Origin of the sequence: Shewanella sp. M-Br, assembly GCF_036245925.1 — a bacterium.
Taxonomy (GTDB): Bacteria; Pseudomonadota; Gammaproteobacteria; order Enterobacterales; family Shewanellaceae; genus Shewanella; species Shewanella oncorhynchi.
The window spans coordinates 382,444-408,200 of record NZ_BJBV01000001.1; the positions used below are offsets into that span (position 1 = coordinate 382,444).

The window sequence follows — 25,757 nt, forward strand, 5'->3', positions numbered from 1 at the left end:
CTAAGTAGAAAATGCTCAATGTTTTGAACTAACCTAGAGGTAAGTCAGATAAAATCATATAAATCATAATGATAAAGACTGTTGCTATTGCTGCAAATTAAAACGACCGTTTCATTTTGACGTTTACGTAAACGAAATAAGTGTCGTGTGCGATTCAAACTAAGTGCCAGGTTGCGTTTCCCGATCAACAAGGTGGGATGTGATGGTTAACTCAAAAAATAAATCACTTTTTTATAAAAAAAATGAAACAAATTTGACATTACAGCGGGATGGAGCTTAGACGCGACTTTTTATGAAGCTTTTCTCCTGCGAGAACCCATATCTTACTTCCTCAAATACATGCCTTTTCGTAACACTTATTCGCAGCACTGCACATTTCAACCACGACATCTGAAACATATGTTGCCAACTTAAATGCAAATCATTACTATTCGCGACCTATTTATTTGGGGGAACCATTAATGAAATCATTTCGTTTGTCACTAACTGCACTCGCCTGCCTTTCCGTTTTATCGCAAACTGCATCCGCCGAAGCTAACTCGGTATCAGCAAATGCTGAAGCCAACGTTGAGCGCATCACGGTTTATGGCAGACAAAACTCAGTAGTGAAGAATTCAGGGCTGGCGACTAAATCCGATATGTCTCTCATGGAAACACCCGCTGCAGTTGTAATTGTTGACCAAGAACTGATCGAAACCCAAGGTACAGATAATGTGCAAGACTTGATCCGTAACATTAGTGGTGTGACTCAAGCGGGTAATAACTATGGCATCGGTGACAACATAGTCATCCGTGGTTTAGGCGCAAATTACACCTATGACGGTATGTATGGCGGTGCTGGCCTTGGTAACACTTTCAACCCCACGCGCTCTTTAACCAACGTTGAATCCGTAGAAGTATTAAAAGGCCCAGCGACTGGACTCTATGGCATGGGGAGTGCTGGTGGCGTCATCAATTTAATTGAGAAAAAACCGCAATTCGAGTCAAAAAACAAATTTACCGCCGAAGTTGGACAATGGGATACCTACTCCCTTGCTCTGGATAGCACGGGCGGTCTGAGCGATGATGTCGCCTACCGTTTAGTGGCAAAATCCGGCCGCAGTGATGGCTATCGCGATATAGGTACAGACAGAGACGAAATCTATAGCGCCTTAAAATGGGTATTAAGTGATAGCCAAGATGTAATGCTTTCAGGTGCTTACATTAAAGATGCTATCGCCGTTGACTCTATTGGCCACCCGATTCGAATTTACAATGCCGATTCAGTCGGCGGTAAGAGCGCGGGCGAGGTCACGTGGCAAGATCTGGTTAATGATCCCAACGGTAATGGTCTACAACTCACCGATGCACAGCGTCAGCAGTTAGCGGCCTCTTTATCTGGCGCTGACGGCTTAACCCCTTATTCGTTTGGTGATGCAGGGCTGATTTCGCCAATGGCGAAGGACAATGAGGGTGAAGAGTTAAGATTTAAACTGACCCATAATATCTATTTCAGCGACAATTTGTTCCTCAATCAACAATTGCAGTATCGCGACTATACGTCAGGTTTCGCCCGCCAAACTGGTGCCTATAACTATGTCTATTGGAAGCGTAACATCAAGATTAAAAACGTACCTACCGACGTGATTAACGAAGAGCCTAGATCGCCTTTAGTTGAAAACGGCGTACTTTATCCTTTTGCTGCAAGACGTCAGGAATACCGTAAAGTGGATGCCGACGAGACTTCGTGGCAGTACTTTGCCGATTTACGTTATGACTTCCAAATTGGCAATATAGACAATGAATTATTGGTCAATGCCAACTACGAAGACCGTAATATTCGCTTCCAGCAATATTCTATCTTCGATGCCGATCAAATCTATAAAAACAAAGATGGCAAAATCATTTACCAAGGATCTCTGCCTTATATATACGACATCCGCAATCCTAACTGGGGCACAGGTAAATTCGAGGACTATGACCCACTCAAAACTGCTAACTATGACAAAAAAGTCAGTGCTTGGGGCGTAGGTTTACAACATGTCAGTTATCTACCATACGGCTTTACCACGCGTATTGGTGTTGCCTTTAATGAGATTAAACAAGCCTATGAGCACTTTGGTGTTGATCCACGCTATAGCACTAGCCAATCCCAAGCGACACCAGAAGCCGATACCACAGATAACGGTATGACCTATAACCTAGGGTTAACCTACATGCCGATTGAGGATTTATCATTTTTCATCAACCATTCTAAAGGACGCACCGCTTACAGTGTACTTGATGCAGTAAAAGATAATGCTACCGACCGAGATGATTCAGAATCAATTAGCAATGATCTAGGCATGCGCTTTAAAGCATTTGAGGATCAATTACTTGGCTCACTGGTATTCTTTAAAAGCTCGCGTACTAATGTCGCCTATAACAACCCTGATTATACCAATGGCATATTAACCCCTAATATTCCCGTGTATTTTTACGATGGCAGCGAAGATACTCAGGGGGTCGAACTCGATCTCAATGCCCACCTGAATGATCAATGGCGCGTTAACCTTAATGGCATGTACCAAGATGCAAGGGATAAGCAAAACCCGAATGACGTCGCAAATTACGACAGCCGTCAAAAAGGTGTGCCTTATGTCACTGCCAGTGCTTGGATTACCTATGGCGCGGATTGGTTTAGATTATCAAGCCCAATCGAGCTGAGCCTTGGTGCAAAATTTGTCGATGATCGCAGTACGCACTCAAGCTCATTTGGTATTCCAGACGGTTACGTGCCTAGCTATACCGTCGTTGACTCGGCAGTGAGCTACAACGCGGATTCTTGGAAAATCCAGCTGAACATCAATAACCTTTTCAATAAAGACTATTACAGTAAAGCCATGTTCCTCGGAGGTATGCCGGGTGAAGAACGCAACGTCAAACTGCAATACAGCTATAGCTTTTAACACCTAAACATCAGCGTTAAATTTGATGTTCTAAACCAATAAAAAGAGAGCATTTATGCTCTCTTTTTTATATCCAAATCAGAGCGACAACATTAACTCACATTCTCCCTATCGCCACGCATGAGGGATTCCAACTCTGCCTTACCCTTATTCGATAGATTGATTAACGTCGCTAAATCATTTTGATGGGCCGCACTCGCAATCACCAGTTTCTTATCATGCTCAGCAAAGATTTTTACCCGCTCATTGGCTTGTACCTGCGATAAACCTAGACCTTGGAGAATCTTCTCACTGGCCGATAGCGCCGAACCAAAGGTCTCACGAAACACATCCGTCACCCCAAGGCTCATCAAACGATAAGCATGGTTACGGTCCCTCGCCCGCGCGACTATGTTGATATGGGGAAAATGCGTTTTCACTTGCTGAGCAATTTCAATGGAATCCTCAACACTGTCCACGGCAAGCAATAGTAATCTAGACCGAGCAATCCCCGCCGACATCAACATGTCTAAGCGTCTGGCATCACCAAAATACACTTCACCACCGTATTTACGAATAACATCCACATGACTCGCATCCTTATCCAAGGCGACAAAAGGGATACCTGATGAGGCCAAAATACGACCCGTGATCTGGCCTACTCGACCAAATCCAGCAATCACCACTTCAGATTCGGTGACATTAATCGTATCTGGCAGACGAGTATCCACCACTTTGGCTTTAGTTGCTCGGAACAAAGTAAACAATAGAGGCGTTACTGCCATAGACAAACCAATAGCAAGCACAAGGACTTGCGCAATTTTATCGCCGACAATACCAGATAGCTGCGCCTGAGATAAAAGCACAAAGGCAAATTCGCCCCCTTCAGCAAGGATCAAACCTAGTGCAATACTAGGCCGCCATTTGTGGTGCCGAATGCGACCCAACACCATAAGCACAAAGGTTTTAATCAGCAACATAGCCATTAAAATACCCAGAATAAGTAACGGATCAGATATCAATAATTTCAAATCCATACTCATACCTACAGCCATAAAAAACAGCCCAAGCAATAAGCCTTTAAAAGGTTCTATGTCAGTTTCGAGCTGGTGCCGATAACTTGAGTTAGCGAGCATAATACCCGCCAAAAATGCCCCCATGCCCGCAGAAAGTCCCAACCACTCCATTAACTCAGCGCTACCCATGACCAGCAATAATGCAAAAGCGGTGAGCACTTCACGCACCCCACTGCTTGCCACTAGTTTAAGGAATTTAGGCAGTAAATATTTTCCCACTAACACAAAACCAACGAGCGCAAGACACGTCCAGTACCAAGGCACCGCATGATGTTCAATCTGAGCAGAATTGGGCGCCAAATATGCTGTCAGCAGCAACATAGGGATAACCGCAAGATCTTGCATTAACAAGACACCAAAAGCATCACGTCCAAGTGGGGTTGTAAGCAACCTATGCTCACTCATTAACTGCACGGCAAAGGCTGTCGATGATAAAGATAGCGCGGCGCCAACCACTAAAGCCGCCTCAATAGACAAGCCAAAGCCCCAAGCCAAACCTCCAATCGCAGCCCATGACAACAACAGCTGACCACTGCCTAAACCAAAGATAGCACTGCGAAGTTCCCATAATTTACTTGGATTCAATTCGAGTCCAAGTACAAACAGCATAAGTACCACACCTAACTCGGCAAAATGCAACACGGCTGCAGGATCAGAAACCAACGCCATGCCACCTGGGCCTAAAATAATCCCTGCGGCCAAATAGGAAAGAATAGGGCCCGCGCCAAAACGTTTACCCAAGGGAACAAAAATAACCGCCGCCAATAAAAATAGCAGCACCGACGTGAGTAAACTCGACTGTTCCATGAAGGCTCCAACGGAAAAAGGAATGCGCATTGTTCTATGTAAGGCCCCAGCAATAGCTAGGCAATTATCAGCTATGATATCCCATTTATTTATTAACAAGGTCAAGGCAATTCATTAAAAATGAGAAATTTTTGATACGAAAAACACTTAAGCGTGGGGGAAATCAACTGGAGCAACAAAGCAGAGTAAAAGAGCGCTTAGAGACACCTTAGACTGTTATTGCATTTTAGTGAGTGGCTGCAAAATAAAAAACGAGCAATAAACTAAGGAAGGATAAAACCAGTAAGGGCTTGCCAACTCTGGATGAGACTAAATGCTCACTCGACTTGCATTACACAGAGGGCGATGCGATATGAGGCCGTAAATCAGTTGCCTGCTTGTCACATTTTAATATGTCAGAATAGCGTACTACGGTGTTGCGGCCATTGGCCTTAGCGGCATAGAGCGCCATGTCGGCTCGGTGAAATAATGGATCTAAACTCAGATCATCAGCCATTAAACCGCTCACACCAAAACTTGCCGTTATGACGAACTTATGCCCTGAATGTTGGGTATCAATGGCCTCGATACGAGCTCGACATTGCTCCGCCACTTCCATGCCTTTCTCTTCATCGGCATAAGGTAATAAAATTGCAAACTCCTCACCGCCGATACGAGCAAAAACATCACCATTTCGGATATGGGATTTAAGGGAGTCAACCACCTTTTTAAGCGCCCAATCGCCAGTTCCATGACCAAAAGAATCGTTGATACGTTTGAAGAAATCTAAATCGAATAAAATGACACAGAAATCCCCGCTACGAGCCATGGCTTGCACAAAAAGGTTTTCTCCCAACTCTTGCCCTGCACCACGATTCAATATGCCTGTTAAGGCATCCATTCTCGCCATACGCATAAACTTACGTTTCTGCATCTGACCTACGGCTAACAAAATCCCAAGGAAGAACAGCCCACCCACTAGAATAGTGATAAACATCAGCATATTGGTGTATTCCCGCTCTTTTACCATTTGCTGAGCGATGTAAAGTTCACGCTCTTTATTGAGTAAATTGATTTCACGCGCCTGTTCATCAGCATTAAACTTAGCCGCCTGATAAGCGAGGGTTTTCATTCTAGATTGGTCAAAAATCAATTGATTATAATATTGTTCTTTTCTTGTATATTCATAGGCTTGCTCAAATTGTTTATCCGCCACCATCAGTTCGGCAAATACCTTATATGCAATATGCTTATGTTCGATGTAACTATTATCATCGGGGAATGAAAGCACTTTAACGGCGTGACTTTTCGCTTGAACCTGCTCACCCATGGCAAAGTAATTCTCGGCAAGTAGTGCATGTACATGGCTAATTTCTAACTGAAATTGAAAAGCTTCATACCCTTTTAAGGCTAATAGCAGAATCGCTCTCGCGCCTAAAAAGTCGCCCCGCTCCTGCAAAACCATAGCTTTGCCTTTCATCGACATAGTCGCCAGAAGGGGGAATTGCTTCGCATCACAGTATTGACGGCTATCTTCGAAGGCATCGAAGGCGTCGGGATTTTTCACGCCGAGTAAATAAATAGCGCGCAACAATTTGGCATGGCAAATATCGCGGACATCGGTTTCCTTTGCGAGTTGTAGCACCTTATTGGCATAAAGGCCCATATCGCTATAAGCATCCATTTCGGAATAAATATTGGCAATTCTTAAATATGAGTGCCGTTTAATCGTGACATCATCAATATTCACCACTAGGGCTAATGCTTGAGCGACTGCAGCCAAGGCTTTGTCATAGTCACGCAGACCTATATATACCGTGGCTTTGTAACTATAAACTGACGCCAATAAATCAGTATTTGGCACTAAGGTTTCGGCTTGGTGTAGATCATCTAACGCTTTAGTGTATTCACCAGTGAAAAAATAACCTATCGCTCTATCTATCCTCAGTCGTCCTTGTTGTATTGTAGTTAAACGACTGAATTCTTTCTCATATTCGGCAAGTTTTTTCTGCGCAGCACTAAGATCAGATTGCAGTAATACATCAAGCTCATTGAGTGCCTGATCAAAATAGAGAGAGTTAGCCATCAAAGCTGTCGAACACAAGGCGAAGATGGCTAATAGGGCACAACGTAACCGTTTCAAGATGAGTTAATTATTACCATGATTGACTAAAACAAATGTTTGATAATTTTGGTCGCCACTCAAAACTTTTAGTTTTGTCATATCCCCTGTCATTACAGCGCTAATTTCTTCATCAGTTAACCCATGGGCGCGCATTACGGCCTCCGGGTCCTGTTGATACGCTTCCATCAGTTGTGCATCTTGACCTAACTGGGTAAAAAAATCCGATAATGCAGACATACCTTTCCTTATTTATATGATGACTCCCGAATTCAGCTCAGAAGTACAGCACTCACAATTAGCCTAAATCTTCAGGTCTAATGCCTAATTTAGTTAAAATAGCATAGTTGTATTCGAGTTTTTTTGCTGGCGGGATCAGTAAAGTACTGATCGGAGACAAGTTTGCCTCGGGCAGCTTACTCAACGGCAAATACTCAATTCTAGGGGCTTGAACTGGCAGATTAGCAGCTTCGTAGATCACCACTTGATGATCTCGCGGATACCATTGATTCAGTTGTTCAACCAAAATCTGCAGCCTGTCACTCGTAGTATGAAACTGAGTTAAGGTATGTTCACCAGCAATCGCAATTTGCCATAACAATAAATGGGTTGTCGGATCGGGCACATGATTAAAAAACATAAACTGGCTAGCTTCAAAGCTTTGATGCCCAGAGCTGCCGGGGTCAATACCCAGATCAGCCCATAAACACGCCTCGGCCGAAATCCCCGGCTCCATCTTCGCTGAAAACCCTTCTGCCCTCGCCCGTGTAATCGCCATATGGGAAACACAGGCAAAGACTCCAGGATGACCATAGAGCGCACAAACGGTTTTTTTGCCAGCCCTTACGGCCTCCAATATAGAATTAACCATTTGTTCGTAGGTTTCTCGGCGATTTTTAACTTCACCATTTTGTGCATAAAACGGCTGTAAATTGATGACATTGGGATTAATGTTCTGGATCCAACGCTGCGAAAAACCATCGGGCAAGAGTGAAAACACGACATCAGCGTGCTCAATATAACTACGACTCATCACACTGATCTGTCCGGCCAGTTGTAAACCCGTACCTACGCAAACTAAAGAACCCAATGCATCTATCCCACTATTTTATTTCGAACACTGCAAACTTACGGCAAAAAAGCCACAGTACAAGAACACAATAAAAACATATCGGTAACTTTAATCTGATTTTAATGAGATTACTATGTTTATCGCCACACATACTGTCTATCGACTTACTAACTAATTGCTTGGCTTTAAAGAAGAAATCGCTCACATTTACTCTTTTCCCAATCCAGCCAACAGTAAACCTGTACGGCTCTAGAAGCCGAAAATCATACTCATAGCCCCATATGACTTTAGCGAATAAATATCCTTAAAGATTGAGAACTAAAGCCAACATACTGGGTCGAAAAGTCACACAATTCGATCTATGACGGTTGCAAAGCCCGATTGCCCTTGTCATGAGGGGGAATGCTTGGGTATTATGGCCGCCAGATTTTCAGAAGTAGCGCATACAATGATCAATAAAAAGCAAAGTCTTACCCTACTGGGCGCTGTGGCGCTCTCTGTTTCGCTCAGTGCCTGTAGCGTGTTCGATTGGTTGATTTATAAGCCTGACATTCCACAGGGCAACTACATGGAACCGCAACAAGTTGAAAAGTTGCGCATTGACATGACCAAAGAACAAGCCGAATACATTCTCGGCCGTCCGGTATTACGAGATAGTTTTGCCGACGATACTTGGTACTATGTGTATCACTACAAGAGTGGGCGTGATGCCAGCATTACGCATAAAGAACTCATACTGCACTTTACGGGCGATAAACTTACCTCAGTGAAAGGCGATTATGAACTGAGCAAAGAATTTAGTACGCCGCTAGAACAAAGCAGCTTGCCAACAGGTAATAAAACTGAGCTAGTGCCACAAATTCCAGCACAGCGCGCCGATGAAAAGCCATTAGTGAAAGAAAATCAAGCTGAAGCGCAAGTTCAAAAACCAATTAAGTAATATCCTAAACTTTGCTTATGCTCTTCTCAGTCAATCAAATACAAAAAAGCGCCCAAGGGCGCTTTTTTATTGAGCAATGATGTCAATATTTAAGCCCGTCCGCCCGTCACTTTATTCGCGCGGCCTTCATCTTTAGCTTTATCTGCTCGGCGACGACGCACATCCTTAGGATCAGCAATCAAAGGACGATAAATCTCAACCCTTTGCCCCGGTAAAATCACTTGGTCATGCTTAACCACATTACTAAACACACCGAGCTTAACCGTCTCTAAATCGATCTCAGGAAAAAAACTCACTATGTTACTTAAACGCACCACCTCAATCGCCGACGTGCCGGGATTCACATTCACCGAAATCACTTTTTGCTGTGTAGGCAAGGCGTAAACCACATCAACTACAAACTTATCTGTCTCATTTGTCACTGTAAATCACCTTAGCGCGACTCGTAAATGCCGTCACCATTGATACCATAAGATCATTAAACACTTTACCAAAGGCCATATCGGCTAACGAACTTGAAAACTCAAAACTCAGCTCGAATTCTACCTTGCAGGCCTCTTCAGTCAGCTCAGTAAAACGCCACTGCCCCAATAAATGCTTAAAGGGCCCATTTTCCAATGTTAAATCAATACTCTTACCAGGAAGCACTTGGTTGCGAGTCGTAAATGTCTTACGGATCCCCGCTTTACTCACATCAACAGATGCCAGCATAGTCTTGCCATCAAATTCTAAGACTTTGCCACCCACACAACCGGGTAAAAACTCCTTATACGACTCGACATCATTCACTAAGTCATACATTTGCATCGCACTAAAACGGACTAACACACTTCGAGAAATTTGCGGCATAGGACTTAGTACTCTTCACTAACGTATTCACAGCGACCTAAGCAAACTCAAACGCACGAAAAGAACGCACGTGCAATAAACAACTTAGGCCAGCAATCAAAATTTGCACGGATTTTATCACGATACGTAAAAAACGCACCCCTTGTGCACTTAAGCTGATACTCAACACCCTAATCACGTTCAAAAAAACAGCAACAACACGATAGAGGCTTGAAATTAACTAAATAAACCCTTATATCAATACCAAATTGATTCACCGTGCGTATAATGGCGCCACTATGGTAAAGAAAAATTCAAGCAAAGCCGCGCCTGCGACTATCGCACGTAATAAGCGCGCAACCTTCGAATACCGTTTCGAAGAGAAAATGGAAGCCGGCCTATCCCTCATGGGATGGGAAGTGAAATCTATCCGTATGGGTAAGGTCAACTTGTCCGACTGTTACGTATTCCTGAAAAATGGCGAAGCCTTTATGCATGGCTGCACCATTATTCCCTTGAATACGGCATCGACACACGTTGTCTGCGATCCCCTACGTTTGAAAAAACTGCTACTCAGCCGTAAAGAGCTAGATAAACTAGCGGGCTTAGTTGAGCGCCAAGGCTACTCTATTATTCCTATCTCAATGTACTGGCGTAAAGGTGCATGGGTAAAAGTGGAAATTGGCCTAGGTAAAGGTAAGAAAGATCACGATAAGCGCGAAGATACTAAAGCGCGTGAATGGGAAGTTGAAAAAGCCCGCGTGATGAAAAAAGAAAAAACGCACGGATAATGAACAAACGATTGAACTTGAAGCAAATGATGCTAGGTGATCATAGTGCTACGGGTTACAATCAAATTCTTGGGGGCGATTCTGGATTCGACAGGATTCACGAAACCCTGGGAGCATGCCGAGGGGCGGTTGGCCTCGTAAAAAGCCGCACAGTTATAGTTGCAAACGACGATAACTACGCTCTAGCAGCTTAGGCTAGCTAGCCATCTGACACAGGTCTCTCAAATGGGCGGTGTATACAGATGGTCATCTTACATTTGATAGCGAGGGAACTCCGTCCGGGGGTGAACCGCGAAATAGTACCGGACTCGCCCGATGAAATCCTGTCTTTCGGAGTTTATTCGGGTTAATTAAAAGAGAGACTAAGCATGTAGTGCCTTGGATGTAGGTGTTCTGGACGCGGGTTCAAGTCCCGCCGCCTCCACCAATTTTACCAGAAGGGCTTAACCGCAAGGTTAAGCCCTTTTTGTTTGGGTGTTCAAATGATTGCTAACGATTCAAATGCGGCGGCGGGAACTGAACTGGCGTCGATAAATGAATTATGTCACCACTTGATCTAATCTCTATTAGATTCAGCCATTCAGACGCCGCACCTAAAAACCTACCTTTTCCCCTTTCCACCCAAAGCCCGTTTCTTCGCTCTTTGCTTCTGAGCCGCTTTGCCGTTACGTCTAGGTTCGGTATCCATCTTATTAAAGTCGGGTTCAAAGCCTAGTAACCATTGTTGTGGTAGACGCTTGTCGAGCACAACTTCAACTTCTTCCAATAATAGGGCGTCCTCTTGACTAAAGAGGGTGATGGCAAGCCCTGCACTACCCGCTCGACCTGTGCGACCAATACGATGAATATAATCTTCAGCGATAAAAGGCAGCTCAAAGTTGATCACATATTTAAGCTCGACGATATCTAGGCCTCTGGCGGCGACATCCGTTGCCACTAGCACTTGAATTTTGCCTTGTTTAAATTCCTGCAAAACTTTCTCGCGCGCGCCTTGAGACAAGTCACCGTGAAACGCCTGAGTGATAATATCGGCTTTATTGAGTTGCTGAACCAGTTTATCGACGCCTTGCTTAGTGCGGCTAAAAATCAACACTTGATGCCAGTTTTTACTGCGTACCAGATGGCTGACGAGTTCGGTTTTACGGTCGGCGTCGACGGCATAAACCACTTGTTCAATTTCGGCAGCGGTCGTGTTGCGCTTGGCAACTTCAATCAACTTGGGATCGCGCAGTAAGGTTTTACTTAAGCTGAAGATAGCGGCATCTAAAGTGGCAGAAAATAACAGGGTTTGCCTATCACTCGGTACTTGCTTGAGCACGGCTTGAATTTCATCCATAAACCCCATGTCGAGCATGCGGTCGGCTTCATCAAAAACAAGCACACTCAATTGCTTAAGATTTAATGCACCTTGCCTAAGGTGGTCAAGTAAGCGACCCGGTGTTGCGATTAACACATCAATCCCTGCATTAAACACAGCGACCTGCGCATCGATACTCACGCCGCCGTAGGCGATACCGATACGAATATCAGTCCCTTTAGCGTACTTAACAAAACTCTGCTGTACCTGCACCGCCAGTTCACGTGTCGGCACTAAGACTAATCCACGTACGGGTCTCACAGCCGTTAACTCTTGCGAAGGGCTGAGTGTCATCAAATGATGCAAGATAGGCAAGGCGAACGCAGCGGTTTTGCCTGTACCCGTTTGGGCGCCAGCCATCACATCCCGTTTAGCTAAGATGGCAGGGATCGCTTCTAACTGGATAGGCGTTGGCGATTCATAGCCAAGAGCCGCTAAGGTATTCACTAACGTGGAGTTTAAGGATAAGGCACTAAAAGACATTGCGGTTAACCACTGAAAATAATGGCTAGAATTTTAGCAGACACAACCCTAAGCGACTAGCGGCATAGCGCTAGTCCTATTGTTATATGCAAACTTGTTTTACGATAAAAATGCGTCGAGATCTGCAGCTAGTTGCGGACGACTAAAAAGGTAACCTTGGGCTTGATCGCACTGGTTTTGTTGTAGGAAATCAGCTTGCTCTTTAGTTTCAACCCCTTCGGCGATAATTTCCAGCTTCAACGCATGTCCAAGCGCAATCACAGCCTTAGCGATAGCGGTATTGTTGGTATCGAAGGGAATATCTCGCACAAAAGATTGATCAATTTTCAATTTATGAATAGGCAGTTTTTTCAAATAGTTGAGCGATGAATAGCCAGTACCAAAATCATCAACCGATAATTCGATACCCAGATCGCCAAGTCGCTTTAAGTCACGGATAGCAAGATCAGGATTCTGCATCATCACACTTTCGGTCACTTCAAGCTCTAAATGCTTGGCGGGCAAACCCGTTTCAGCTAAGACACGTTTCACATCATCCACAAAGGAACTGCGCTGTAACTGTTGTCCTGCCACGTTCACGGCAATGCGGCCAAAGTGTTTGCCTTCACTAAGCCAGCGCATTCCCTGACGGCAAGCAGTTTCTAACACCCATAAGCCAATTTCATGGATAAGACCTATTTTTTCTGCCACAGGAATAAATATCGCGGGCGAAATCAAACCCAGTTGAGGATCGTGCCAACGCAGTAATGCTTCAAATCCCACGGTTTGTCGAGTCACTAAATCAAGTTTTGGCTGGTACATTAAGTACAAGGCATTTTGCTCAATCGCGCCATAGAGGGCACTTTGCAGCTTAAGATGCTCAAAAGACTGTTGAGTTAAGGACTCTGTATAAAAAGCATAATTATTGCGGCCATCATTTTTGGCGCGATACATGGCCGCATCGGCGTTACGCAGTAAAGTGTCCGCATCGGTTCCATCATTTGGATACAAAGAAACGCCCATACTCGCCGTTAAACGTAAGTGGTCGCCCGTGCTCACAATAAAAGGTTGCTCAAACACTTGGCGCAATTGATTTATGGCAACGGCGGCATCGGCACTATTGTCAATCCCTGAAATCAATGCCACAAACTCATCGCCACCAATCCGTGATAACACATCCTGATCGCCTACTTGGCTGCGTAAACGCTTGGCAAGCTCAACTAACATTTCATCGCCTATACTGTGGCCAAAACTGTCGTTGATATGCTTGAACAGATCGACATCAATCATCACAGTCGCTAATTGCAAATTCAGCCGCTTAGCTTGTCGCACTTCTTGCTTAAGCTGCATCATGAACTTCATGCGATTGGGCAAATGCGTTAGCGGGTCAAAATACGCTAAGTGCGTGAGTTGCGCTTCGTTCTCTTTCTGGGCTGAAATATCGGCAAATACAGCGACAAAATAACGCACATCTCCAACGTCATCATAAATAGTGCTTATGGTGATATTTTGCGGAAAAATCGTGCCATTTTTACGCCGATTCCAAATTTCGCCATTCCATTTACCTTGAGTAAGCAAGGCATTCCAGAGTTTATCGAAAAAATCTTTATCATGCCGACCCGAACTAAAAATCCGAGGATTCTGGCCGAGTAACTCTTCCCTCACATAACCTGTGATCTCAAAAAATGCACCGTTAACGTCGGTAATATTGCCATGCCGGTCGGTCACAACGACACCTTCAACCGAGTTTTTAAACACATTGGTCGCCAGTGTCAGTTGTTCTTCAACTGCTTTATGCTTGGAGATGTTGCGAGTCATACCGATAACGCCCACGAGCTCACCCAGGGCATTGAGTGTTGGGAGTTTTAGCGTTTCTAGCCAAAGATGATTTTTAGCTTCACTGCCATCTAAACACTCAGCGACAATGATAGGTGTACCAGACTCGATAGCGAGCCTATCACCCTCTAGAAAAATCTCTGCAATATCAGCACCAAAGAGTTCGACATCGGATTTACCAACAATCTCACTACGGGGCATTTCCCACGCATTCTCAACACTACGATTGCAAAGAGTGTAAATGCCAGCGGCATTTTTCATCCAAATATGTTCGTCAAAACTATCGATAAAAGTTTGTAAATCGACCGTTTCGACACGACTCGGTGAACCTCGGCTTAATGTTTCAGCCGCATTATGTTGGCTCAATATCTCGCCTAACTGGTGTTGAATGCTATCGCTGATAAGCTTGGCAAATTGTAGCGTTTTTGAATCTACGCCGTGAGCCTCGTTGTGATAGAAGCATAAAAAGCCAAAATTAGCCCCAGATGGCCAAGCGAGAGACAAACAAATCACGCTGCCGATTGCGCTACAAGTGTGCCAATCTGAGTGCTGCCGAGTATCCATAATTAACAGAGGCTCACGTACCTGCTCAGTTAGCTGTGATACAGATAATGCAGCCGTGATTTGATGACGGCCTAATCGGGGCAATGCTGAAATTGGCTCACTCAGGCTGGACAACTTAGCATTGCTTAGCGAGGGCGTAGTAGATTTATCAATAATATCAAAGGGATTTGGAACAACTTCTAATGGTGTGAGCATTGAGGGCATCACAACGGACTGGCTTATAACAGGCTGGGGGTTAGCCAAATGATTGCCACTTAGGTGGCTGAGTATTGCCTGTATTTCACTTTCAGCCGCAGAGTCTGAACTTAACATGCTGCTAAGTTCACCCGCAGCATTCCATGCTAATAACATTGCTTTACTGCTTGATATCTCAGCGACTAAATTTAAGTCACTCAACCAGTTATCCAGCTGTTGCTGCGTAATAGGTACATCTATCATCATCTTGCCAACTCAGATCTCGTTACTGCTCAATCGGCCTACAGCGAGAATACCGTAAGACCTTAAACACATGCCCAATATTGCTACAGAGGGAAAACGTTAACCAAGCAGTAAAATCTCATAAAATTTTACGTTTAACATCAAATCAATACATCTCAATTGGCACTAAGGTTGGATCTAAAACTTACTCCATCATATCCACCTTTTAGGGTGGTAGAGGTCAAACCATCAAAATTCACACTAACTTACTCACACTCAGCAGACTGCTTGCACGGGTAAATCCAACTAACATTGCATTTGCTACTTTAGCACAAAATTTTAGTGTCAGTATCGCGATAAGTTTATTGAGTAACAATTAGTTAGACTTAATCAATTAAGTCTTCCCCCGATAATTCAGCACTTTCTTAGCGAGAGAAAACCATCCCTAAAGACATATATCAGCAATAACAGAGTTTTGATTGACAAAAATGCTATCTTATTGTCTACAATGGAAATAATAAGGCTGAAAAACCAAGGATATTTATGCCCACTGACGTCGTATCAAGCCAAGCTACCCTGCTCAACAGTAAACAATTATATCGCATTTGCGAACTCGACCAATTAAGCACAGATTGCCAATCGACAGCAGAACTCACACCTCTCAATGATATTGTCGGCCAAGAACGCGCCCAGCAAGCAGTAGAGTTTGCAATGGGAATTAAAGAAAAGGGTTACAACATCTACGCCATAGGTCAGAACGGCCTCGGCAAACGAACTATGATGCTGCGTTACCTAAGCCGTCACGAGCCAAACGACCATACCCTGTACGATTGGTGCTATGTGGTTAATTTCGATGATACCCGTTGCCCTAAAGTGCTCAAACTGAGCGCAGGGACTGGGCTTGAATTTAAAAAAGCCGTCGAAAAGTTGATGCTTAAACTTGTCAAAGCTATGCCTTTAGCCTTTGATAATGAAATGTATTATGCCCGCACTGAAAAGCTCAAAAGCCAATTATCACAGAAACAAGAAGTCGCACTCACTGAATTAACCGAAGAAGCAAAACAAAAAGGCATCAGCCTCAGTTTAACCATGCAGGGCGACTATCAAATGGTAGCGCTCAATGGTGAAGAACCCCACGACGAAGCTTCATTCGAAGCATTGACAGAGACTGAACGTAGTCAATTTGAAAGTAATATCAATGGCCTAGAGGTTAAACTACGCGGTATTATTCGCCAAATCACTGAATGGGAAGAAGAATTCAGCGACAAGCAGCAAGAGCATGACGAACAAGTCGCCAAAGAAGTATTAATCCATTTTATTAAGCCACTCAAAGATAAGTTCAAGCACCAGCCCGAAGCGCGGACTTTCTTAACCGGTATGCAGGCGGATATCTTAGACAATTTAGATATCTTTTTAGAAGAAAGTGAAGAACAACTGGGCCTAGCCTACGCTTCCCTTGAAAAGAAAATGCCCCGCCGCTACCAAGTTAACGTTTTGGTCGCTCAAGGGACTCAAAAATTCCCTATTGTTGTAGAAGAAAGCCCAAGTTATCACAGCCTATTTGGCTATGTGGAAAACGCCACCTTCAGGGGGACAGTGTTCACCGACTTCTCACTTATCCGCTCTGGCAGTCTGCACAAAGCTAACGGCGGCGTGTTATTGATGGATGCGGTAAAAGTGTTAGAACGCCCTTACGTGTGGGACGGGTTAAAACGCGCCCTGCGTTCACGCAAACTGGATTTAAGCTCACTCGAACGGGAAGTGTCACTGTCGGGCACTATTTCATTGGCGCCTGAGCCAATCCCCTTAGATGTGAAAATTATTCTGTTTGGCGATCATGAAACCTATCAGCTGCTGCAGCACTATGATCCTGATTTTAGTGAGTTGTTCCGCGTTACCGCCGATTTTGAAGATGTGATGGACAGAACCGCTGCCTCTGAGGCGCACTATGCCCGCTTTATTTCGAGCATAGTCCACGACAACAATATGCTGCACTGCGATCGCGCCGCCATAGCGCGCATCATCGAATACAGCTCGCGGGAAGCCGAAGATCAGCAAAAACTGTCGCTACACTCGGCCAATATTGCCAACCTGCTGCGGGAATCAAACTACTGCGCTAAATCGGCAGGCAGTCAGCAAATTTTAGTGCCGCACGTTGAGCAAGCACTGCGAAATCAAGAACAAAGAGTCTCGCGTCTGCACGATAACATAATGCAGAGCTTTACCAACGGCACGACCTTGATTAGCACTCAGGGCAAAGTGGTTGGGCAAATCAATGCCTTATCCGTCATCTCGACCTCAGATCATCAGTTTGGTATGCCCAATCGCATCACTGCAACCACAGCGTTTGGTAAGGGTGAAGTGATGGATATCGAGCACAGAGTCAAACTTGGAGGCCGGATCCATTCTAAGGGCGTGTTGATCTTAACCGCTTATTTAGCCTCAGTTTTAGGTAAGACGGCGCAAATCCCGCTCACCACTTACCTCACCTTTGAGCAATCATACAGCGGTGTGGACGGTGACAGCGCGTCGATGGCCGAATGCTGCGCCATTATCTCGGCTATTAGCGAGCAAGCAATTAGGCAAGATATTGCCATCACAGGTTCGATGAACCAATTTGGTGAGGCTCAGCCCATTGGCGGCGTGAATGAAAAAATTGAAGGCTTCTTCGATGTCTGCAAAATAAAAGGCCGTACGCCGGAACAAGGGGTGATTATTCCTGCCTCGAACATGGCCAACCTTATGCTGCGCAAAGACATTGTCGATGCAGTGGCACAGGGAGAATTCCATATTTGGGCTATTACCCATGTGACTCAAGCAATGGAGTTACTGCTCGGTAAAACCGCAGGAAGTTTGCCGCAAACGGCCACACCTAGCCAAGGGCAATATTCTCCCGAGAGCATTTTTGGCATCGCTCAGCAAAAGCTCACCGCACTCAGATCCTTAGTTAAAGCGGATTAAATAAAAACGAGAGAGACAAACGAAAAGGGTTAGCACATGCTAACCCTTTCTTTATAAAACTATTAAGCGAAATTATACTAAGCTTGCAAGCATTTCGTCGCTGTAAGGAACAAGTTCAACGCCATCACGCACACGAGCAACATAGTCAGGGTTAGCAATGAATGGACGACCGATAGCAATCAAATCAAACTTATTCGCCGCAATCGCTTCACTGGCGGTTTCAGCGCTGTAGCTTCCAACACCCACTAAGGTTTTGCCATAGTGGGCGCGCACATAGCTTGAAGCTTTGCCACCAAGATAATCGAATTCCATGCTGTCATCGAAAATCCCAATATGCACAAAAGCGATATCGCGGGATTCCAGCTCAGGCAAGAAGTAATCGAATACTTCGCGGTCACGACTATCTGCCGCCATATTGAAATAAGCCCCTGGAGAAATCCGTAAACCGGTTCTGTCTTTGCCGATACGAGCCACAACAGCATCGACAACCTCAAGCGCAAAACGGGACATATTGGCAGGTGTTCCACCGTATTCATCAGTGCGGCGATTGCTGTCATGGTGTAAGAAGGTATCAATTAAATAACCATTTGCACCGTGGATTTCGACGCCATCGAACCCCGCTTCAATGGCATTTTCCGCCGCTTTGGCGTAATCACGCACTAGGCCTTGAATATCCTCAAGTGTGGCAGGTTTTGGCGTGACATATGTCAGTTCGCGCATTCTTGGCACGCTGCCTTCAATCTTCTGTGCTGATGCCGCAAGCACATCACCACCACCGAAAAAGTGTGGATGAGCAACACGGCCCGTATGCCATAACTGCACAAAAATCTTACCGCCATTGGCATGTACCCCATCGGTCACTTTACGCCAGCCAGCAATTTGCGCTTGAGTAAAAATACCAGGGGTATTTGGGTAACCTTGAGCATCGGGACGAATAATAGTCGCCTCTGTGATGATCAAACCCGCTTCGGCGCGGCGTGCATAATAGGCAACCATATCATCGGTCGGCACTAAATCGGCATCCGCCATACAACGGGTTAAAGGTGCCATTAAGATACGATTATTTAAGGTAATAGTGTCATTAAGTGAGTAGGTATCGAACAGATTTACCAATGAATTTGGCGTGGTTTGTGTGGTCATTTTCTCAGTTCCATTCTTGAATATGCATTCAAGATATTATTATTTGAACGATCATTCAAGTTCATTTTTGAATGTTTGTTCAAATTTAGGTAGAATCTGGCCTAAGCGTTTCTATACAAGTGAATTAAATTCGATGCGTAATGCAGAGTTCGACCGAGAACAGGTACTTCGCGGCGCTATGGCCGCCTTCATGCACAAGGGTTACACCAAAACGAGCATGCAAGATCTTACTCAAGCCACGGGATTACATCCGGGGTCGATTTACTGTGCCTTCACCAATAAACGCGGATTACTAATCGCGGCCATTGAGCAATATCAACTCGACAGAAACGAGCAATTCAACAATCTATTCGGCAATGGCGAGAATGTGCTGACTAATTTGAAAACCTACTTAGATCATCTCGTTATTGAATGTCTGAGTTGCGATAGCGCCCAGGCTTGCTTACTGACAAAAGCGTTAAATGAAATTGCAGAGCAAGATGTTGAGATTCGAGACATCATCAATCAGTATCTACAATCTTGGCAGCAAGCACTCACACTACAATTTGCCACCGCAACGTTACAAGGACTCCTCCAAGGCAATCGCAGCAGCGAGCAAAGAGCCCAATATTTAATGATGGGAATTTATGGTTTAAGAACCTTCGCCCACACCCATCCTAATGCCGAAACCTTACAGTACCTTGCAGACCAATTATTGGCAGAAGTCTGCCATTAAAGTGCGTTAATTTGTGGGACAGTAAATATCTGAATGACTAACCGAATATGATTAGGCGAACAAACGCTAACATTAATAGAAATAGATGGATTGAATAGAATTTTTGCAGAAGATGTCGGGACGATAATTTAGCAAAGCGAATTATTCGTCCCAAGAATGACGATTAGTTTAAAATGTTAACCTATATTAGCTTGAGCAAACACTCGCTCTCCTAATGAATTCAATATCTTACACTCACCTTCAAGTACAGCAATGATAGATTTTCCCTTGCGGAAACTTGCAGGTATCATCACACGCCCAGCTTCACTCACTGGTAAATTACCTAATACGGCGTTGTGCATAATTAACCCTACGGGCGCATCATAATATAAAACAGTTACAGTCGCTTGATTTGCTTGCATCACATTTAACTCACATTAAGCAGCATCTACTGCGTTATATTTACATCGCAAGAGAGCTCCCTGTCCTCAACATTTTAAAATATCCAGAAAGATATTTTAAACATTTTAAATCAATTACTTAAGGTCTTATTCAAATTTTATGATTTTTTATTGGATACAATACTGTCTTATACTGTACACCTTGGGCTATTTAAGCACTTCGGCAAAAAGATGCCAATCTATTTCTATTATGTTAATCGATTACCTACTATCGATCACATATAAGACACAAATAAAGATGCGTTTTTATGCATTTTTTAGAGTAAATAACCTAAATTTGAGTTATCAGTAATCTACTTAGCTTTAAATCCCACTCGAAATCCGCCCCAATGTTTACCGTTTACAAAAATGGGCACCGACAAGTCGTGCATCACTTCGCCCGTATCGCGTTTATAAGTTTGCAATAGCACAGGTTCAGTATGGGCGCCGCAACGGATCCCTGTCGGATCATTAAACAAGCGTTTGGTTCGATTGTGCACCATATCAACCTCAACTTTGCCTGTCAGCGCTTGGCTAAAGCGTTTATTATGGGTCGGAAAATAACCTTTCCTATCAACGGCTCCCGCATAAATAATTTCGCTGTGTTTTGCCAGAATGGGCTCTTGAATTGTTGGAAAATGCTGATCGGTATAACGATCGAAAGCCGTGCTGTATTTCTGCGGCTGAGTATTGGTAATAGGTTGGTATTTAGGATTAAACAAATCAGCCTCGCTAAAACTGCCACTGGCTAAACCTTGTGCTAACTTGTCACCGCACGCTTTAGCGGCAACATTCGCCAATTGCAGAACCTGCTGATCGAAGGTTTGTGTATCCCATTTAGACAACGCTTTAAAAATACCCTCAGTGGTCAAGGATAAAGTAAAGGCCTGCTCGGATACGCTATGACTCTGTTTACCCGTCGAATTTAACGAGTCACGTATTTGAGTCACCGAGCGGCTAATGTCGTTAGTAGTGTTGTTATATTGTTTGAGTGAATCTTCCATATCACCTAAGGCATGGGCCGATTGGGTCACAGAAGCCGAAATCTCAGTGAAGTGCGCGTCTAACTCGCCCATGGCGGCGACCACATCGGCGGTTTGCGTCACGACTCGCTCCATCAGCCCAGAAGTTTTATCCGTTTCACTGCGGATTTCTAATAGCATTTTGCCAATATCTTGGGTTGCACCCGCGGTTTTACCCGCAAGGCTGCGTACTTCGTCAGCTACTACCGCAAAACCTCGACCCTGCTCTCCCGCTCGAGCCGCTTCGATGGCCGCATTTAACGCCAACAGATTCGTTTGCTCGGCAACGGAGTTAATCACCTCGGTAATTTTTTGGATTTCTTCGGCTCTTGATTTAAGCGCCTGCACTTGCTCAGCGGCGGTATCAATATCCGTACTCAGTGAACGAATGGCCGCAACACCTTTCTGAGCTTGACTTCGTCCCTGCACGCTAACGCGCTCAGCCTCTTGAGCTTGGCCTAAAATGTCGGCTGCATTATCACCAAGTTGGGCCGTAGTGTGGCTCAATTGCCCCGCGGCAACCGCAATGGCGCTGGCATGCTCGCCATTTGATTCAATTGATTTATTCAATAAATCAATAAAATGCGACACCTCAGCCGAACCGATAGCCATTTTGCTGGTTTGCACACTAATGTCGTGGGCGGGGATGCTTTGCTCTTGTAATGCCTTAATGTTTGCCTCATCGGTGTCGAGCTTAGCCTTAGATGCGCGCAAACACACCCTCACCACTAAGCCACAGGCAAGAACGCCCAAGATCACCGCCTGCACAATACTCGGAAGATGCAGTCCCTCAAGTAATAAACTCCCCAGAGTGACCAGCGTAAAACTGATGAAAATTAAAATTTTGTGCTGTATTTCCATATACTTCCCGTAACTGCGCAAGGTAAAAATGAAAGGGAAATGCTAAGAGTCGGATCATTAGCCTTCGTTCAGTTAGTATCAATTACAGCGACTATTTATTACAACTGACGAGGGAGGACTAACTATGATAGCGCTCAAGATTTATAGTTTTAGTCTATTTCTCTGAATAAGCTAGATAATTTATCTCGCTAAATAAACAAAGTAGAAGTTAGCTATCATCAACAGTCTCACGAGCGTATGGCATTAGACATTAGTATTAATCTATCGCGATATAGTCCTAGCCTATCTAAAAGCGGATCTTCCTTGAAAAAACTAACTTTGCCCTGAAATGCGTGCCCCGTCGCCTTCTAGGTAATAAATCACATAGGGACGACTGCACTTATGCCAAGAAAACTGCTAATATCGGCGCAATTTTTTGAGCTAACGAGATCAAGATGGGCAGAGCATATCAAAACAAGAAAGAATCCATGGCGAAAACAGCCGGTCAAAAAACCCGCATTTATTCACGCTACGGTAAAGAGATTTACGTTGTCGCTAAGCAAGGCGGCGTTGAGCCCGATGGAAACTTATCACTGCGTCGCTTAATTGAACGCGCTAAGAAAGACCAAGTGCCTGCGCATGTTATTGAACGCGCAATTGAAAAAGCCAAAGGCGGCGGCGGTGAAGATTACGATACAGCCCGTTACGAAGGTTTTGGTCCTGGCAACTGCATGGTCATTGTTGACTGCTTAACCGATAACGTAAAACGTACCTTCACCGAAGTGCGTCAAGCCTTCGTGAAAAACGATGCCAAACTCGGCGGCCCAGGTACAGTTGGCCACATGTTTGATCATCAAGCCGTGTTCGTGTTTGCGGGTGATGACGAAGATGCGATTTTAGAACTGCTGATGATGGCTGACGTTGATGTAAGCGATGTTGAGCTTGAAGATGGCTTAATCACAGTATACGCACCACACACTGAATACTTTAAAGTCAAAACTGCGCTGACCGAAGCGATGCCAGAGGTTAACTTTGAATTTGACAATATCACCTTCGTACCGCAGGACATGACTAAAGTTGAAGGTGAAGATGTCGTTATGTTTGAAAAGTTTATTGCCGCACTTGAAGATTGTGACGACGTACAAAACGTCTATCACAATGCGGAAATTGATGACTAAACGTTTCTTTCGCCTGAAACAAAAACGCAGCTAATAGCTGCGTTTTTTATTTATAGATCAAAATATTAAGCTTCAATAAAGCAGCCATGAAACCCTAGTGGCAATACCCTGTTCATTTGAGCCGAAGCGATGGGGCCCGCACTGATATCACTGGCACGAAACAAAGACAAACCAGACTGTGCATTATGGTAATCGAGCCAAGTCATCAGTAAATAAGCTTCGTGCTGCTCAGTGGCGGGGATATAGAGCGGCTCTTCGGCAACCTTGCCTTTGCCAAGATAAAACGCGCTATAGCTCGCGTCACCAAGTGTATCCGCACTGTGCTTGCTACTGTCTTTTGCATTATGAATACAATACAAAGTGTTACTTAGCCCTGATTCAGATTCTGCTTCATATTTAAAGTTAGAGCTGGAGCCAGAGTTAACTGCTGAATCTGATCTTGCTCCAACGCCAAATAACGGAACAAACTCCGAAGCCCCGCCTGTTTTCTCTGCAAACGCTTTTTCACCGCTAGTTTGTTTCTTACTCATAATGTGCTGCGAAAACTGGGGGAACTCCATCATCACGCCGCTGCGCTTAATACGTGCAGAGAAAGACAAGGTCTTTGCAAACTGCGCTTTGCTAGCTGCTGTAAATGCTACTGTGAGCGGTACTGTGATCGTCACTAACTCTGCATGGGGTGTCTTAGTTTTTCGCTCCCCCGTCAGTAACCCCTTCATCCCTTGGGTTAAAATAGCTGAATTGGGATAGAGGCAAAGCTGCACAGAAAGTTCGTCATTCTTCTCAATGGCTTGACCAAAGTGAAACACAAATCCTGCAGGCAGTTGGTGTAACTGACGCACGCTAAAATCGGCTTTGTCGATAACCAGTAATTGCGATGGCAATTCGGGGCGCCATTTAAAGGCATCAACATAGGTTTCGCCCTCTTCATACACGCAGGATGAAATGTAAAACACCAGCTTATTCTCACTCTGCGCGAAGGCATGTAAATAACTCGCCTGTAGTAATTCAATCACTTCCATTCTGGCTATGCTGTCATCGGGCGCCACTTGATACACAAGTAATTGCTTCTCCCCCCCGACATACCAAACGCCAAAATTCCACAGTCCACCTTGTCCGTCATCGAGTGGGTGAGCAGAAAAGGGCAAGCCCTTAAATTTGTCACCAAAGCTTTTCACGCCAAGCGTGGTTAAGGTCTGAGCATCAAGTCGATAGGGTGAACCCGCCTCCCATAAAGCGAGCAACTCGCCGTGGCGCGGCAATAAACTGGTATTGGCCACATTCAAGTCATCGTTATTTCGAATAGGTAAAGCATTGTGGATCACAGTGCCTGCAGTGGTGTACTTAAACGCGCCAGCGGCCTCTTCGACTTTAAACTTCTTTGTTTGGATAAACTTAGCCTGATGCTGAATTTGCCTATTGCTCACACTAAACTGCTGCACCATGCCATCGCCATCGAACCAATGCTGATATGCCTTACCTGCCCGAGACATTTTCGCTGGCCCATTACGATATAGATTCCCACTCAACTGCGCTGGCCACTCGCCCGAAACCTGCATAGTGAGTGGCGGATAGTCGCCTTGCGCCCCGTTAAAACCTATGGCCCATGGCTCACGTGCGACCGTTTGTGCGCTATCCAGCGCCAATAATTTATCAACCGAACTTGCCCAAACAGCACTCGTCATGAGGGCGGTAGAGCCTGCTAAAAATTGACGTCTATCCATGGTGCAGCCCTCCCTTAGCGAATATGTATAGTGATTTGAGTATCGGCCTTCAAACTAATGCTGGCGTCTTTAAAGCTCGCAGGCCCAAAGCTGCCGGCGTTATTGCTAAAGCCATAGCCTTCACTCGGCACACCTAACATATTGGTATCTAAGCTGTGATTACCGTTTTCATCGTGAAAGACCTTGACCGCATATTGGCCATATACGAGTTCGCTAAATACCAGCCTATGCTCTGTCTTAGTGACGGGCTTTATCATAGATGCGCTGGGATTGTGGCCTGCGGCGTAATCCTCGGCATTGGCGTAAAGCTCAACCATTAAGGCGCCCGTTTGTACTTGAATATTATCGATATTGACAGTCAGGGTATGTGTCTGGCTCTCAGCCGACATGCTTCCTGCCGACACACTTCCTGCAGACAAGAGTAAGCAAGCTAAGCCTGCGCCCCAAATCGCCGATAACGTCCTTTTCGTCTTATTAGCTTGGCGAACCTGTGTTGTCATAGCCGAGTTCACGTGTTTCATGTCTTACTCCTGTTATTTGCGCTGATAAGTGACTGCGATGGAGTTAGCTTAAAAAATCACAGGACGAAAAACAGGTGCCA

At 44.8% G+C, this 25,757-nt stretch carries 19 protein-coding genes and 1 other RNA gene; 7 read left to right on the forward strand and 13 right to left on the reverse strand.

The genetic code is table 11. The features are described from left to right. Positions 1-461 precede the first annotated feature (461 nt). Complete coding sequence (locus AAA952_RS01535; protein ID WP_338253787.1) at positions 462-2,927, forward strand: TonB-dependent receptor; 2,466 nt, start codon at positions 462-464, stop codon at positions 2,925-2,927. Positions 2,928-3,019: 92 nt separating this feature from the next. Here the strand turns inward: AAA952_RS01535 and AAA952_RS01540 are convergent, their stop codons facing one another. The 4 genes from AAA952_RS01540 to AAA952_RS01555 form a co-directional block, all read right to left on the reverse strand. Then, positions 3,020-4,789 carry a monovalent cation:proton antiporter-2 (CPA2) family protein gene (locus AAA952_RS01540; protein ID WP_105249794.1) on the reverse strand — a complete coding sequence of 590 codons (1,770 nt, stop codon included), beginning with the start codon at positions 4,787-4,789 and terminating at the stop codon, positions 3,020-3,022. Positions 4,790-5,120: 331 nt separating this feature from the next. Further along, positions 5,121-6,854 (reverse strand): tetratricopeptide repeat-containing diguanylate cyclase, encoded by a 1,734-nt coding sequence (locus AAA952_RS01545; RefSeq protein ID WP_338253912.1) that lies wholly within the window; start codon positions 6,852-6,854, stop codon positions 5,121-5,123. A gap of 63 nt (positions 6,855-6,917) precedes the next feature. Then, positions 6,918-7,130: a hypothetical protein gene (locus AAA952_RS01550; RefSeq protein WP_105249796.1), complete on the reverse strand. Its 213-nt coding sequence runs from the start codon at positions 7,128-7,130 to the stop codon at positions 6,918-6,920. A gap of 58 nt (positions 7,131-7,188) precedes the next feature. Then, positions 7,189-7,980 (reverse strand): SAM-dependent methyltransferase, encoded by a 792-nt coding sequence (locus AAA952_RS01555; protein ID WP_028760726.1) that lies wholly within the window; start codon positions 7,978-7,980, stop codon positions 7,189-7,191. Between the two features lie 430 nt (positions 7,981-8,410). On the opposite strand from AAA952_RS01555, the gene AAA952_RS01560 reads away from it, so the two are divergent. Then, complete coding sequence (locus AAA952_RS01560; protein WP_028760727.1) at positions 8,411-8,902, forward strand: outer membrane protein assembly factor BamE; 492 nt, start codon at positions 8,411-8,413, stop codon at positions 8,900-8,902. Positions 8,903-8,991: 89 nt separating this feature from the next. On the opposite strand, the gene AAA952_RS01565 is transcribed toward AAA952_RS01560, so the two are convergent. Both AAA952_RS01565 and AAA952_RS01570 read right to left on the reverse strand, forming a co-directional pair. Further along, complete coding sequence (locus AAA952_RS01565; protein WP_106651167.1) at positions 8,992-9,324, reverse strand: RnfH family protein; 333 nt, start codon at positions 9,322-9,324, stop codon at positions 8,992-8,994. Further along, positions 9,314-9,751, reverse strand: coding sequence for an SRPBCC family protein (locus AAA952_RS01570; protein WP_338253794.1), 438 nt, complete (start codon positions 9,749-9,751; stop codon positions 9,314-9,316). The genes AAA952_RS01565 and AAA952_RS01570 overlap by 11 nt, the downstream gene beginning before the upstream one ends. Before the next feature lie 278 nt (positions 9,752-10,029). Between AAA952_RS01570 and smpB the strand changes: the two genes are divergently transcribed. Together smpB and ssrA are read left to right on the forward strand one after the other, a co-directional pair. Then, positions 10,030-10,521 (forward strand): SsrA-binding protein SmpB, encoded by a 492-nt coding sequence (gene smpB / locus AAA952_RS01575; RefSeq protein WP_006080832.1) that lies wholly within the window; start codon positions 10,030-10,032, stop codon positions 10,519-10,521. 71 nt (positions 10,522-10,592) lie between these two features. Further along, positions 10,593-10,948, forward strand: a transfer-messenger RNA (tmRNA) gene (gene ssrA, locus AAA952_RS01580). Positions 10,949-11,122: 174 nt separating this feature from the next. Here the strand turns inward: ssrA and AAA952_RS01585 are convergent. Both AAA952_RS01585 and AAA952_RS01590 read right to left on the reverse strand, forming a co-directional pair. Further along, the gene (locus AAA952_RS01585) at positions 11,123-12,361 is read right to left on the reverse strand and encodes a DEAD/DEAH box helicase (RefSeq protein ID WP_113940634.1); all 1,239 of its coding nucleotides are present in this window, start codon (positions 12,359-12,361) and stop codon (positions 11,123-11,125) included. Between the two features lie 99 nt (positions 12,362-12,460). Next, the gene (locus AAA952_RS01590; protein ID WP_338253803.1) at positions 12,461-15,181 is read right to left on the reverse strand and encodes a putative bifunctional diguanylate cyclase/phosphodiesterase; all 2,721 of its coding nucleotides are present in this window, start codon (positions 15,179-15,181) and stop codon (positions 12,461-12,463) included. 519 nt (positions 15,182-15,700) lie between these two features. Here AAA952_RS01590 and AAA952_RS01595 point away from each other — a divergent pair. Continuing rightward, positions 15,701-18,118, forward strand: coding sequence for a Lon protease family protein (locus AAA952_RS01595; protein WP_338253805.1), 2,418 nt, complete (start codon positions 15,701-15,703; stop codon positions 18,116-18,118). Positions 18,119-18,190: 72 nt separating this feature from the next. Here the strand turns inward: AAA952_RS01595 and AAA952_RS01600 are convergent, their stop codons facing one another. Beyond that, positions 18,191-19,258, reverse strand: a complete 1,068-nt coding sequence (locus AAA952_RS01600; RefSeq protein WP_338253807.1) for an alkene reductase — start codon at positions 19,256-19,258, stop codon at positions 18,191-18,193. A gap of 133 nt (positions 19,259-19,391) precedes the next feature. On the opposite strand from AAA952_RS01600, the gene AAA952_RS01605 reads away from it, so the two are divergent. Further along, positions 19,392-19,973 (forward strand): TetR/AcrR family transcriptional regulator, encoded by a 582-nt coding sequence (locus AAA952_RS01605; RefSeq protein ID WP_028760776.1) that lies wholly within the window; start codon positions 19,392-19,394, stop codon positions 19,971-19,973. 176 nt (positions 19,974-20,149) lie between these two features. On the opposite strand, the gene AAA952_RS01610 is transcribed toward AAA952_RS01605, so the two are convergent. Both AAA952_RS01610 and AAA952_RS01615 read right to left on the reverse strand, forming a co-directional pair. Beyond that, complete coding sequence (locus tag AAA952_RS01610; protein ID WP_028760777.1) at positions 20,150-20,374, reverse strand: TIGR02922 family protein; 225 nt, start codon at positions 20,372-20,374, stop codon at positions 20,150-20,152. 332 nt (positions 20,375-20,706) lie between these two features. Continuing rightward, positions 20,707-22,275: a methyl-accepting chemotaxis protein gene (locus AAA952_RS01615; RefSeq protein WP_338253809.1), complete on the reverse strand. Its 1,569-nt coding sequence runs from the start codon at positions 22,273-22,275 to the stop codon at positions 20,707-20,709. Positions 22,276-22,709: 434 nt separating this feature from the next. Here AAA952_RS01615 and AAA952_RS01620 point away from each other — a divergent pair, with 434 nt between their 5' ends. After that, a complete protein-coding gene (locus AAA952_RS01620) occupies positions 22,710-23,432 on the forward strand; it encodes a YebC/PmpR family DNA-binding transcriptional regulator (protein ID WP_028760779.1) in 723 nt (240 codons plus the stop codon). Positions 23,433-23,497: 65 nt separating this feature from the next. Here AAA952_RS01620 and AAA952_RS01625 read toward each other — a convergent pair whose 3' ends face one another. Beyond that, on the reverse strand, positions 23,498-25,156 hold the full coding sequence (locus AAA952_RS01625) for a carotenoid oxygenase family protein (protein ID WP_338253812.1): 1,659 nt from the start codon (positions 25,154-25,156) through the stop codon (positions 23,498-23,500). 14 nt (positions 25,157-25,170) lie between these two features. Then, a complete protein-coding gene (locus AAA952_RS01630; RefSeq protein WP_338253814.1) occupies positions 25,171-25,677 on the reverse strand; it encodes a DUF2141 domain-containing protein in 507 nt (168 codons plus the stop codon). Positions 25,678-25,757: the final 80 nt, after the last annotated feature.